General features: G+C 71.1%; 8 protein-coding genes. 4 read left to right on the top strand and 4 right to left on the bottom strand.

Going from position 1 to position 13,347, the window contains the following annotated elements; genetic code table 11:
* Positions 1 to 406: 406 nt before the first annotated feature.
* The 4 genes from ABT263_RS22525 to chvE form a co-directional block, all read right to left on the bottom strand.
* Positions 407 to 3,058 (bottom strand): RICIN domain-containing protein, encoded by a 2,652-nt coding sequence (locus tag ABT263_RS22525; protein ID WP_352292594.1) that lies wholly within the window; start codon positions 3,056 to 3,058, stop codon positions 407 to 409.
* A gap of 316 nt (positions 3,059 to 3,374) precedes the next feature.
* A complete protein-coding gene (mmsB, locus tag ABT263_RS22520; RefSeq protein WP_352292592.1) occupies positions 3,375 to 4,616 on the bottom strand; it encodes a multiple monosaccharide ABC transporter permease in 1,242 nt (413 codons plus the stop codon).
* Between the two features lie 3 nt (positions 4,617 to 4,619).
* Positions 4,620 to 6,185 (bottom strand): multiple monosaccharide ABC transporter ATP-binding protein, encoded by a 1,566-nt coding sequence (gene mmsA, locus ABT263_RS22515; RefSeq protein WP_352292590.1) that lies wholly within the window; start codon positions 6,183 to 6,185, stop codon positions 4,620 to 4,622.
* A 115-nt stretch (positions 6,186 to 6,300) separates the two neighbouring features.
* Positions 6,301 to 7,395 carry a multiple monosaccharide ABC transporter substrate-binding protein gene (chvE, locus tag ABT263_RS22510; RefSeq protein ID WP_352292588.1) on the bottom strand — a complete coding sequence of 365 codons (1,095 nt, stop codon included), beginning with the start codon at positions 7,393 to 7,395 and terminating at the stop codon, positions 6,301 to 6,303.
* Positions 7,396 to 8,040: 645 nt separating this feature from the next.
* Between chvE and ABT263_RS22505 the strand changes: the two genes are divergently transcribed.
* The 4 genes from ABT263_RS22505 (at position 8,041) to araA (ending at position 13,292) form a co-directional block, all read left to right on the top strand.
* On the top strand, positions 8,041 to 9,072 hold the full coding sequence (locus tag ABT263_RS22505; protein ID WP_352292586.1) for a LacI family DNA-binding transcriptional regulator: 1,032 nt from the start codon (positions 8,041 to 8,043) through the stop codon (positions 9,070 to 9,072).
* Between the two features lie 331 nt (positions 9,073 to 9,403).
* Positions 9,404 to 11,101: a ribulokinase gene (locus ABT263_RS22500; RefSeq protein ID WP_352292584.1), complete on the top strand. Its 1,698-nt coding sequence runs from the start codon at positions 9,404 to 9,406 to the stop codon at positions 11,099 to 11,101.
* Entirely contained in the window at positions 11,098 to 11,772 is a 675-nt protein-coding gene (locus ABT263_RS22495; protein WP_352292582.1) for an L-ribulose-5-phosphate 4-epimerase, read from the top strand. Before ABT263_RS22500 ends, ABT263_RS22495 begins: the two co-directional genes overlap by 4 nt.
* An 11-nt stretch (positions 11,773 to 11,783) precedes the next feature.
* Entirely contained in the window at positions 11,784 to 13,292 is a 1,509-nt protein-coding gene (gene araA, locus ABT263_RS22490) for an L-arabinose isomerase (RefSeq protein WP_352292580.1), read from the top strand.
* The last annotated feature ends 55 nt before the right edge of the window (positions 13,293 to 13,347 follow it).

The following is a 13,347-nucleotide window of genomic DNA, read 5'->3' as shown; positions in this document are numbered from 1 at the left end:
CCCCGGAGAGCCGGTGGTTCCCGCGGACCCGGTGGTTCCCGCGGACCCGGTGGTCCCCGCGGACCCGGCGGCAGCCGGCGCCGCGGACCCGGCGGCAGCCGGCGCGGCGGACTCGGCGCTACCCCCGCGGCCCGGCAGGAGTGCTAAGGCCAGGCACATCAGCGCACCGATCGCCGCCAGCGCCAACGGAATGCCCATGACCAGCCCACGCCTGCGGTTCGACTGCGGGGCGGCGTGCTTCGTTGCCCTCATTCCCATCCATTCGGTAGATCGACTCGACGTCGCACTGCGCAGTGGGCGCCGGGGAGCGAAAAGGTTGCCGCGCCGACGCGGCTTTCTGTCCGGCGTTTCCTGGGGCCGGCCCGTGGGCGGGCGACGCGGATCTGCCGCCCACGGGCCGGGCCGGTCAGGACGGGTCGCCGTAGACCACGCCGCGGCCGTAGCCGCCCAGGTAGATCCGGCCGTAGACGTCGGGGTCGCCGGAGACGACGTTGATGACGATCCCGCCGAACTGGTGCTGGTCGTCGTTGATCCGGGCCCAGGTCGAGCCGCCGTCGGTGGAGCGGAACAGGCCGATCACGCCCTTCACCTTCCCGCTGAGGTAGACGGCCTGGTAGCCGGCGCCGGGAGCGGCCTTGCCGAAACCGACGGCGCTCGCCTGCTCGACGCCGTCGAGCTCGCGGAAGCCCGCCCCGCCGTCGGTGGAGTGCCGCAGCCCGTTGCCCCCGCCGGCGATCCACAGGTCACCGGCGACACCCGGGACCGCCTTGAGCTGCCCGTCGCCCAGCCCGGCGGCCCGGGCGGTGAAGTGCCTCCCGCCGTCGGTGGAGGCGTACAGGGTGCCACCGCTGAGGGCGTAGAAGGCGCTCGCCACCGAACGGTCGGCCACCACTGCCGTGTCCTCGGGCAGGCCGGAGACCGCCGCCCAGGACGCGCCCCGGTCGGTCGAGAGGAACGGCGTCCGGCCCGCGGGGCTCCACACCACGGCGCCGCCGTCCGCCGAGACGGCCGTGGAACCGCCGCCCGCGTCGCCCACCGGAGCCGTCGCGAAGGGAGTCCAGCCGGTACCGCCGTCGGTCGAGTAGGCGCCGTGCTGCGCGCCGCCGAGGCCGACCCGCACCATGAACTCCGGCTTGCCCTGGGCGAAGTCGATGCCGGTGGTGTTGGTGAACAGAGGCCCGCTCAGCGCCTTGGCGGGGACCTTGGTGAGGTCGTCGTGCCGGAACCCGCTGACGTCGCCGAGCGCGCTGATCAGCGGGAGGCCGGGAGGCTTGACCAGACCTAGCGTCGCGGTCTCCTCCAGGCCCCTGGCGGGGACGGTCCAGTGGGTCGGACGCCCGCTGTCCGCCGCCGTCACGTCGCTGCTGCCCCACATTCCCGATCCGGTGCCGTAGAGCACGTGCCCGGAGTCGAAGGGGTCGATGGCCAGCGTGCCCATCCAGTGCCCGATGCCGGTACCCACGTAGGGCGCCGCGGAGTCGTCCCGCTCCGAGCTCGCACCGAGCGCCTTCCAGGCGCCGCCGCCGTCGGTCGAGCGGTAGAGCTCGTCGGAGGGCCACCAGCGGTCCAGTGTCGTCACCATCACGGTGGCCGGGTGCTGCGGGTCGACCGCCAGGCCGGCGAAGCCGTAACCGCCGCTGGACGGGGAGACGTTCTTCCAGGCCCCGGTGGACGGCGTGTACTTCCACACCGAGCCGGCCGTCACCCCGTTCGGGCCGGGCGCGTTGGTGTAGGTCAGGTAGAACGAGCCGTCGCCGGACAGCACACCGTGCTGCGGCAACTGCCCCGTCGGCTGGCCCGGGACGGCCTGCCAGCCGGCACCGCCGTCGGTGGAGCGGTACAGCGAGGTCGACCTGTCGGCCACGCCGACGTAGATCGTCCTGCTGCCGGACGGGCCGAAGGTCACGAAGGACAGGCCGACCCCGCTGCTCGCACCGTCCTTGACCGGAAAGCCGCCGACCTGGTTCCAGGTGACGCCGTAGTCGGTGCTGCGCCAGAGGCCGTTCTTGCGGGTGCCCAGGTAGAGCGTGCGGTGATCGGACGGGTCCACCACCAGCCGCTCGCCCATGGCCCGGCCGTCCTCGTTGCCGCCCAGCTTGAACGGCAGGTCGGTGCGCTGGAACGTCCGGCCCTGGTCGGTGGAGCGGAGGATCGCGCCGTTGCCCGCCCAGTCGTTGGTGTAGGTGCCGCTGGCGAGGTACAGCCGGTCCGGGTCGACCGGGTCGGTCGCCAGGCTCTCGATCCCGAGCAGGTTCCAGTCGGTGCCGCCGATCCAGTCGGTCAGCGAGGTCCACCGTCCGGCGGCCGCGTCCCAGCGGTAGGCGCCGCCGATGTCGGTCCGGGCGTAGAGGAGGTCCTTGCGGGTGGGATTGAAGACCAGTCCGGTGACGAAGCCGCCGCCGACGATCTGCGCGTTGTGCCAGGTGTACCCGCCCGTGCCGGACACCTTGACCAGCCGCCACTGCTGGTTGGTGCTGCCCCGGTCGGCGTACTGGACGAGGGGCACGCCCTCGTCGCTGCCGCCGCCCCACACGTCCAGCACCATGCCGGTGCCGCGGGAGACGAACTTCACCGCGCCGTCCCCGACGTCCTGCATCCGCCACTGCTGGGCGGCGGAGGCGCGGTCGCTCTGCTGCTCGACCGCGGCGGCGGACTGCGAGGAGTCACCGCGCACCCCGAGGACCTTGTGGCTGCCGCGGTTCTCCAGCTCGTAGTAGCCGTCCCCCGTCAGCCGCGTCCGCCACTGCTGGCTCGCGGCGCCGGCCGCGCGGTTCATCTGCCGTATCCAGGCACCGTCTGCCGTGTCCGCTCCCGGCACGTCCAGCGCCTTGCCGCTGCGGACGGACACCACGGTGTAGTAGGCGTCGGGGTCCACCGACGCGGCCTTCGAGTCGGCCTGCCCGAACAGCAGGTAGGGGCCGAGCACACCGGGCACCCCCAGGGCCAGGCCCAGCGTGGTCCAGCGCCGGCGGTGACGCCCACGGGGACGCCGCGCGCCACTGGCGGCCGGGCGGCCGCGCCGGTCGCGGCCGGCCGCCGTGGGATCCGTCTCGTTCATGGGGGCTACTCCTTGCTTCGGCCCCGCCAGCACGCGCCCGCCCGGTCAGGCGGTGCGACGGCGGTCGGCGGTGGGATCGATCGGACGACCCGGGGGTGTTCGGCCCGCGGTGTCGTCCATCAGTTGCCGCCGGTGCGCGCGAGGTTGCCGCCCGGTCGAGGATTCTCGTGGCCCGCGTCCGGCCTTGACGATCGGGCACGGGCCTGACCACGTGCCCGGCTGACCTGGTCGAGTCCGCCGGGGCGCGAACGCGTGTCGCCCTCGGCCGTCCGAGGGAGGACGGCCGAGGGCGAGGGCGTTCGGGGTGGTTCCGGGGTCAGGAACCGGCCCGGCGCTTGTTGTAGACGTCGAAGCCGACGGCCGCGAGCAGCACCAGGCCCTTGATGACCTGCTGGTAGTCGGTGCCGACACCGACCAGCGACATGCCGTTGTTCAGCACGCCGAGCACCAGGCCGCCGATGATCGCTCCGAGGACGGTGCCCACGCCGCCGCTGGCGGAGGCGCCACCGATGAAGGCGGCGGCGATGGCCTCCAGTTCGAAGTTGATGCCGGCCTGCGGGGTGCCGGCGTTCAGGCGGGCGGCGAAGACCAGCCCGGCCAGCGCCGCGAGGACGCCCATGTTGGTGAAGGCGAAGAAGACGACCCGCTTGCTCTTCACCCCGGAGAGCTTGGCCGCCGGCTCGTTGCCGCCGATGGCGTAGGTGTGCCGCCCGATGATGGAGTTGCGCATCAGATAGCCGAAGCCGACCAGCAGCGCGCCGAGGATCAGCAGCACGATCGGCACGCCGTGGTAGCTGGCCAGCAGCAGGGTGAAGACGGACACAGCCGCGGTGATCACGGCGAGCTTGGCCAGGAACAGCGCGAGGGGGAGCGGCTCCAGCCCGTACGTGACGGTCTGCCGCCGGCCGCGCACCTCCTGCAGGATCGCGACGGCCAGCACCGCGAGGCCCAGCAGCAGGGTGAGGTTGTGGTAGTCGGTGTGCGGGCCGACCTCGGGGAGGAAGCCGCTGCTGATGCTCTGGAAGCCCTTGGGGAACGGCGCCACCGACTGGCCCTGCAGCAGGATCTGGGTGCCGCCACGGAAGAGCAGCATGCCCGCCAGGGTGACGATGAACGACGGGATCCCCAGGTAGGCGATCCAGAAGCCCTGCCAGGCCCCGGCGAGGGCGCCGATCAGCAGCGCGGCCAGCACCGCCACGGGCCACGGCAGGTGGTGCTTGACCATCATCACCGCAGCGGCGGCCCCCACGAAGGCGGCCAGCGAGCCGACCGAGAGGTCGATGTGCCCGGCGATGATGACGATCATCATCCCGATCGCCAGGATGAGGATGTAGCCGTTCTGCTGGATCAGGTTGGTGATGTTGAGCGGCTGGAGCAGGATGCCGTCCGTCCAGATCTGGAACAGCAGCACGATCAGCGCGAGGGCGAGCAGCATGCCGTACTGGCGCACGTTGCCGCGCAGCGCGCGGGCCAGTACGCCGCCGAGGGAGGGGCCGGGGCCGGCCTGCGGTGCCTTCGGGGACGAATCCGGGATGGGGATGATCTCGGTCTGGGCCATGCCTCACACCTGCTCGTTGCTGGATGCGGCGCTCATGGTCATGAGCCGCATGAGGGATTCCTGGGTGGCGTCGGCACGGGCCACCTCGCCGGTGATCCGGCCTTCGGCCATGGTGTAGATCCGGTCGCACAGGCCCAGGAGTTCGGGGAGTTCGGACGAGATGACGAGCACGGCCTTGCCCTGGGCGGCCAACTCGGCGATGACCGTGTAGATCTCCGCCTTCGCGCCGATGTCGATGCCGCGGGTGGGCTCGTCGAGGATCAGCACCTCCGGCTCGGCGAAGATCCACTTGCTGAGGACGACCTTCTGCTGGTTGCCGCCGCTGAGCGTGCCGGTCCGGGTGAACACCGTCGGGGCCTTGATGTTCATGGTGCGCCGGAAGGATTCGGCGACCTTGTTCTCCTCGTGTCGGTTGACCCGGCCGTACCTGGCGACCTTGCCGAGCGCGCTCAGCGAGATGTTCCGGCTGATGTCGTCGATGAGGTTGAGGCCGAGCTGCTTGCGGTCCTCGGTCACGTACGCGATGCCGTGCCCGATCGCCTCGGGCACCGTCCGGGTGCGGATCTCCCGGCCGTGCAGTCGCACCCGGCCGGCGGCCCACCGCCCGTACGAGCGGCCGAAGACGCTCATCGCCAGCTCGGTACGGCCGGCGCCCATCAGGCCGGCGATGCCGACGATCTCACCGCGCCGCACGTTCAGCGAGGCGCCGTCCACCACCATGCGCTGCTGGTCGATGGGGTGCCTGACGCTCCAGTCCTCGACCTCGAAGGCGAGTTCGCCGGCGCCGGCCCCGTCACCGGTGAAGGGCTGTCGCTCGGGGTAGCGGTGCTCCAGGTCGCGGCCGACCATGCCGCGGATGATCCGGTCCTCGGAGGCGCCCCCGGGGCCGATCGCGATGGTCTCGATGGTCCGCCCGTCGCGCAGGATGGTCACGGAGTCCGCGACCCGGGCGATCTCGTTCAGCTTGTGCGAGATGATGATGCAGGAGATGCCCTGCGCCTTGAGTTCGAGGATCAGGTCGAGCAGCTTGCGGCTGTCCTCGTCGTTCAGCGCCGCGGTCGGCTCGTCCAGGATGAGCAGCTTGACCTTCTTGGCCAGCGCCTTGGCGATCTCGACCAGCTGCTGCTTGCCCACGCCGAGGTCGGCGATCCGGGTGTGCGGGCTCTCGTCGAGGCCGACCTGGCGGAGCAGTTCGGCGGCGTGGGTGAGCGTCCGGCGCCAGCTGATGATGCCGCGGGAGGCGTGTTCGTTGCCGAGGAAGACGTTCTCGGCGATGGACAGGTACGGCACCAGCGCCAGTTCCTGGTGGATGATGACGATGCCGCGCTGCTCGCTGGCCCGGATGTCCCTGAACCGGCAGGGCTCGCCCTCGAAGAGGATCTCGCCCTCGTAGGCGCCGTGCGGGTAGACGCCGCTGAGCACCTTCATCAGGGTGGACTTGCCGGCGCCGTTCTCGCCGCAGACGGCGTGCACCTCGCCGGCGGAGACGGTCAGGTTGACCTCGGAGAGCGCTTTGACACCGGGGAACGACTTGCTGATCGACCGCATTTCGAGAACGGGTCCAGCCATGGGTGTGCGTCCGTATCGTTCGGGGCGGTGCGGTGGGGGAGGGTCCCGGGCTCCGGGGAGCCCGGGATCCGTACCGCCGGTCTCGGCGCGGGGCCCGTCGGCCGGGCCCCGCGGGCTACTTGAGCTGGTCCGCGGTGTACTGGCCGCTGTCGACCAGGACCTGCTGGTAGTTGTCCTTGTCGACACTGACCGGCTGGAGCAGCTGCGCCGGGACGGTCTTCGCGCCGTTGTTGTACTGGCTGGTGTCGTTGACCTCGGGCTTTCCGCCGGTCAGCAGTGCGTCGCCCATCTGGACGGCGGCCTTGGCCAGTTGGCGGGTGTCCTTGTAGACGGTCTGGGTCTGCTCGCCCGCGATGATCGACTTCACCGAGGCCAGCTCGCCGTCCTGGCCCGTGACGACCGGCAGCGACTTGACGGTGCCGTACCCGACGCCCTTGAGCGAGGACAGGATCCCGATCGAGATGCCGTCGTACGGCGAGAGCACGGCGTCGACGTGGGCGGAGGTGTAGGCCTTGCTCAGCAGGTTGTCCATCCGGGACTGGGCGACACCGCCGTCCCAGCGCAGCGTGGCGACCTGGTTGAAGTCGGTCTGGCCGCTCTGCACGACCAGCTTCTTCTGGTCGATGTACGGCTTGAGGACGCTCATCGCGCCGTTGAAGAAGAAGGTGGCGTTGTTGTCGTCCGGGGAACCGGCGAACAGTTCGATGTTGAACGGCCCCTTGCCGTCCTTGAGGCCGAGCTTGTCGACGATGTAGCTGCCCTGGAGGACACCGACCTTCGTGTTGTCGAAGGTCGCGTAGTAGTCGACGTTCGCCGTGCCGCGGATCAGCCGGTCGTAGGAGATCACCGGGATGTGGGCGTCGGCGGCCTTCTGCAGCACGTTGGTGAGGGAGGAGCCGTCGATGGCCGCGATCACCAGCAGCTTGGCGCCCTTGGTGATCATGTTCTCCACCTGGGAGACCTGGTTCTCCACCACGTTGTCGCCGTACTGCAGGTCTGTCCTGTAGCCCTTGGCCTGGAACTCCTTGACCATGTTGGTGCCGTCGTTGATCCAGCGTTCCGACGACTTGGTCGGCATCGCGATGCCGACCAGGCCACCCTTGGCGTCGCCCGTGGCGGGGCCGTCACCGGCACCGTTGGCACTCTGGCCGCAGGCCGCCAGCGAGAGCACCAGGCCCCCGGCGACCAGGCCCGCCGAAATCTTCCGCACAGTTCCTCCAGTGATGTTCCGCGACCGGGCACAGAGCACCCCTGATGGGCGACTGGGAGCGGTCGAGCGGGGCCGGCCGGAGCGGGTCCTCGCGCTGTGGAGTGTTCGGCGGCGATAGCTCTGGCCTGGCGTGAAATGAATTGTTAACGCTCACAAAGGTGGCGTCAAGAGGGTCCGGGATCACCGTTGGATCGCGGTGCGCCGTCGGCCGGGCGCGCGGTGCGCTGCGGGGCGGAGGGGAGGATCTGACGGAAGTCGTCGGGTGCGGGCGTGGCCGATCGACGGGCGGGCGCCGGGATCCGGCGCGGGCTCAGGACCTCCTCGCCGCGCTTGGCGTTCAGGTGATCGGCGGTGGTGGCCGAGTCGGGTCACCGGAGGTGTGGTCGCTTGCGCGTGGATCGCCAAACTGTGGCCCGGCCGCGAAGCGGGAAGGCGCCGGAGGCGTCGAAATCATGTACGTGCCCGAAAGGTCCGATCCGGCCCCTTTTGATGGTTGGGGCGAACTCCGGAGCGCTCCCTCGCCGCAATGGCCACATGCCGGCGGCCGGAAGGGCTGGTAAGAAGAGGACCACCCTTCGGATCGAGGGTGACGAATTGGCCTGGACCTGGTCGCGTACTGTGGTCACAGCCGAGAGGGGACTGCGAGTGGGAACCGAGAGTGCCGGGACGGAACAGCGCCAGCCCGTGATGGCGGACGTGGCGAAACTGGCGGGTGTGTCCCACCAGACGGTGTCCCGGGTGCTCAACGGTGCGCCGCACGTCCGGCCGGACACCCGGGACCGGGTGCTGGCGGCCATCCGGGAGCTGGACTACCGGCCCAACTCCGCCGCCCGCGCCCTGGTCACCCGTCGTTCGCAGACCCTTGGCGTCGTCAGCTTCGACTCGACGCTCTACGGGCCCGCCTCGATGCTGGACGGAATCGAGCAGGCCGCACGCAGTGCCGGGTACTTCGTCAGCGTGACCAGCCTGCGCTCGCTGGACGGCCGATCGGTCCAGGAGGCCGTCGACCGGCTGCGCGACCAGGGGGTGGAGGGCGTCGTGGTGATCGCGCCGCAGACCTCCGCCGTCAGCGCGGTGGCCCGGCTCTCCAGCTCGGTGCCGGTCGTCGCGGTCGGATCGGGCAGGCAGACGCAGGTGCCGATGGTGTCGGTGGGCAACCGCTTCGGTGCCGGAGAGGCCACCGGGCACCTGCTCGACCTGGGCCACCGCACCGTGCACCACGTGGCGGGGCCGGCGAACTGGGTCGAGAGCCAGGACCGCGAGGAAGGGTGGCGCCTCGCGCTGCAGGCGGCGGGGGCCCCCGTGCCGGACGTGGAGCGTGGCGACTGGAGCGCCCGCTCGGGCTACCAGGCGGGGCTGCGGATCGCCGAACTGCCCGATGTCACGGCCGTCTTCTGCGCCAACGACCAGATGGCCCTCGGCCTGCTGCGTGCCCTGAACGAGGCCGGCCGGTCGGTCCCGGCGGAGATCAGCGTGGTCGGCTTCGACGACATTCCGGAGGCCGCCTACTTCATCCCGCCGCTGACCACCGTGCGGCAGGACTTCGGCGAACTCGGCAGGCGGGCTCTGGAACTGCTCGTCGAGGAGCTGGAGGGCACCGCGCCCTCTCCGGCCCAGGTGCAGATCTCCCCGGAGCTGGTGCTGCGCCGCAGTGTGGGCCCCGCTGCCCGGCCTTGACCCCACGGCAGGTCCGCGGTAGCGCTCCTGTTCTCCCGTTCCGAACCTGGCCGCCGACCAGGGAACTTCTCTTGACACGGATATTGTTAACGCTCACAATTCCTGTGAGCGTTAACAAGAGCCTCCCAGCTCCACCGGCCGAGCACTGACATCCCGCTTCTGGGTGCTCGGCCGGTGGTCCCCGCGTTCCGCCCTCCATGAGGGAGAGGTAGCGGAACGGCGCCTGTCGCCGGTGTGCTCCCCCTGCCCCGGTCGTGGACCGTGCCGGCGACAGGCGACAACAGTTGCTCACGGCACCAACGCCGTTACCCCGTACGAAGGATGAGCACACGTGACCAACAATCCCGCCGCCCCGGATCCGGACCGCTACGTGGTCGGAATCGACTTCGGCACGCTCTCCGGCCGCGCCGTGGTGGTCCGGGTGCGGGACGGTGAGGAGGTGGGAACCGCCGTCCACGACTACCCGCACGCCGTCATCGAGCGCGAACTGCCCGGCGCCGGCCGGCCGCTCCCGCCGGACTGGGCGCTGCAGCACCCCGGTGACTGGCGCGAGGTGCTGCGCACCGCCGTCCCCGCCGCGCTCGCCGCCGCCGGGGTCGATCCGGCGCACGTCATCGGGATCGCCACCGACTTCACGGCCTGCACCGTCCTGCCGGTGCTCGCCGACGGCACCCCGCTCGCCGAGACGTCCGGGTGGGCGACCCGCCCGCATGCCTGGCCCAAGCTCTGGAAGCACCACGCCGCCCAGGGCCAGGCCGACCGGATCAACGCCCTGGCCCACGCCAGGGGCGAGAAGTGGATCTCCCGCTACGGTGGCCGGATCTCCGCCGAGTGGCAGTACGCCAAGGCACTCCAGGTCCTGGAGGAGGACCCGGCCGTCTACGCCGCGACCGCCCGCTGGGTCGAGGCCGCCGACTGGATCGTCTGGCAGCTCACCGGCGCCGAGAGCCGCAACGCCTGCACGGCCGGCTACAAGGGCATCCACCAGGACGGGAGTTACCCGAGCGAGGACTACCTCGCCGCGCTCCACCCGGACTTCGCCGACTTCGCCCGCACCCGCCTGGAGCACCCGCTCTCCCCTCTCGGCTCCCGGGTCGGCTCCCTCACCGCACAGGCGGCGCAGTGGACCGGCCTGCCGGAGGGCATCGCGGTCGCCGCCGGCAACGTCGACGCCCACGTCGCCGCCCCGGCCGCCCGCGCCGTCGACAACGGCCGGCTCCTCGCCATCATGGGCACGTCCACCTGTCACGTCGTCAACGGCGCGGTGCTCGCGGACGTCCCCGGCATCTGTGGCGTGGTCGAGGACGGCATCGTCGCCGGCTCCTACGGCTACGAGGCCGGCCAGAGCGCCGTCGGCGACATCTTCGCCTGGTGGCTGCGCCAGGGCGTGCCCGCCGACTACCTGGCCGAGGCCGAGGCCGGCGGCGAGGACCTGCACCGGCTGCTCAGCCGCAAGGCCGCCGCCCAACCCGTCGGCGCCCACGGCCTGGTGGCGCTCGACTGGATGAACGGCAACCGCTCCACCCTGGTCGACCACCACCTGTCCGGCGTGATCGTCGGACTCACCCTCGCCACCCGCCCCGAGGAGATCTACCGGGCCCTGCTGGAGGCCACCGCCTTCGGCACCCGGGTCATCGTCGAGGCACTGGAACGCGGTGGGGTCCCGGTCACCGAGTTCATCGTCACCGGCGGCCTCAAGAAGAACGCCCTGCTGATGCAGATCTACGCCGACGTGCTGCGCCGGCCGGTCTCGGTGGCCGAGTCGGAGCAGGGACCCGCGCTCGGCTCGGCGATCCATGCCGCGGTCGCCGCCGGGGCCTACCCGGACGTACGGACCGCGGCCGACGCCATGGGCCGGGTGCGGCAGGGCGCCTACCGGCCGGACCAGGCCGCCGCCGACGTGTACGACCGGCTCTTCGCCGAGTACCGCGCCCTGCACGACCACTTCGGCCTCGGCGCCGACAAGCTCCTGCACCGCCTGCGCGACATCCGGAACGCCGCCCTCACCACACCCAGCGAGGCACTGTGAACGCGAACGCGACCATCGACCTCATTCGCCGACAGGTCAGCGACCTGCACCGGGAACTGATCCGCTACAACCTGGTGGTCTGGACCGCCGGCAACGTCTCGGCCCGCGTCCCCGGCGAGGACCTGCTCGTGATCAAGCCCAGCGGCGTCTCCTACGACGAACTGACACCGCAGAACATGATCGTCTGCGATCTGGACGGCAACGTCGTCGAAGGCGGCCATGCGCCGTCCTCCGACACCGCCGCGCACGCCTACGTCTACCGCCACCTCCCCGAGGTCGGCGGGGTGGTCCACACCCACTCCACCTACGCCTGCGCCTGGGCCGCCCGCGGCGAGGCCGTCCCCTGCGTCCTCACCGCGATGGCCGACGAGTTCGGCGCCGAGATCCCGGTCGGTCCCTTCGCCCTGATCGGCGACGACTCGATCGGCCGGGGCATCGTGGACACCCTCAAGGGCCACCGCTCGCCCGCCGTCCTGATGCAGAACCATGGTGTGTTCACCATCGGCAAGGACGCCGAGGCGGCGGTCAAGGCCGCCGTGATGTGCGAGGACGTCGCCCGCACCGTCCACCTCTCCCGCCAGCTCGGCGAGCCCCTGCCGATCGCCCAGGCGGACATCGACAGCCTCAACTTCCGCTACCAGAACGTCTACGGCCAGCCCCAGGCCCGGTGAGGAGCCACCCCATGAAGAAGCCACTGGAGAGCCGCCAGGTCTGGTTCCTGACCGGCAGTCAGGAACTCTACGGCGAGGAGACGCTGCGCCAGGTCGCGGGGCAGTCCCAGCGGATCGCCGAGACCCTGGACGGCGACGCCGCGGTGCCGGTCGAGATCGTCTGGAAGCCCGTCCTCACCGACGCCGCGGCGATTCGCCGGGTCTGCCTGGAGGCGAACTCCGCCGACGACTGCATCGGCCTGATCGCCTGGATGCACACCTTCTCCCCGGCGAAGATGTGGATCGCCGGCCTGGACGCCCTGCGGAAGCCGCTGCTCCACCTGCACACCCAGGCCGACGTCGAACTGCCGTGGCAGACGATCGACATGGACTTCATGAACCTGAACCAGGCCGCCCACGGCGACCGCGAGTTCGGCTACATCCAGTCCCGCCTCGGGGTGCCGCGCACGACCGTCGCCGGACACGTCAGCGACCCGGCGGTGTCCGCCAGGATCGCCACCTGGGCCCGAGCGGCCGTCGGCCGGGCCGAACTGCGCGACCTGAAGCTCGCCCGCTTCGGCGACAACATGCGCGACGTCGCCGTCACCGAGGGCGACAAGGTCGAGGCCCAACTCCGCTTCGGCGTCTCCGTCAACACCTACGGCGTCAACGACCTCGTCGAGGCCGTGGACGCGACGGTGGAGAGCGACGTCACCGCGCTGGTCAAGGAGTACGAGGACGGCTACCGCCTCGCGCCCGAGCTGCGGGCCGGCGGGGAGCGCCACGAGTCGCTGCGGTACGCCGCGCGGATCGAACTCGGCCTGCGCGGATTCCTCGAACAGGGCGGCTTCCGGGCCTTCACCACCAACTTCGAGGACCTCGGAGGGCTCCGCCAGCTGCCCGGCCTCGCCGTGCAGCGGCTGATGGCCGACGGCTACGGCTTCGGCGGCGAGGGCGACTGGAAGACCGCGACCCTGCTGCGCACCCTCAAGGCGGCCGCCACCGGGCTTCCCGGAGGTACCTCCTTCATGGAGGACTACACCTACCACCTGGAACCCGGCCGCGAGCTGATCCTCGGTGCCCACATGCTGGAGGTCTGCCCGAGCATCGCGGCGGCCACCCCGTCCTGCGAGATCCATCCGCTCTCCATCGGCGGGCGCGAGGACCCGGTCCGGCTGGTCTTCGACGCCGAACCCGGTCCCGCGGTGGTGGTCGGCCTGGCGGACCTCGGCGACCGCTTCCGCATGGTCGCCAACGAGGTCGACGTGGTCGAGCCGCCGGCACCGCTGCCCAACCTGCCCGTCGCCCGCGCCGTCTGGAAGCCGCGTCCGGACCTGCGCACCTCCACCGAGGCCTGGCTGACGGCCGGCGCACCGCACCACACCGTGTTCTCCGGTGCGCTCGGGGTCGAGGAACTGGAGGACCTCGCCCAGATGATCGGCGTGGAGCTGCTGGTGATCGACGACGACACGAACATCCGCCGGTTCACCAAGGAACTGCGCTGGAACCAGGCCTACCACCGGCTGGCCCAGGGGTTCTGACCCCAGCGCGTCCGCCACCGCCCCAGGACAGCGGCACGGGTTGGGCGGTGGCACC

The organism is Kitasatospora sp. NPDC001603, from assembly GCF_040298365.1.
GTDB lineage: Bacteria > Actinomycetota > Actinomycetes > Streptomycetales > Streptomycetaceae > Kitasatospora.
Note: the sequence above shows the minus strand (reverse complement) of the source record. Positions and strands in the feature narration are given on the sequence as shown.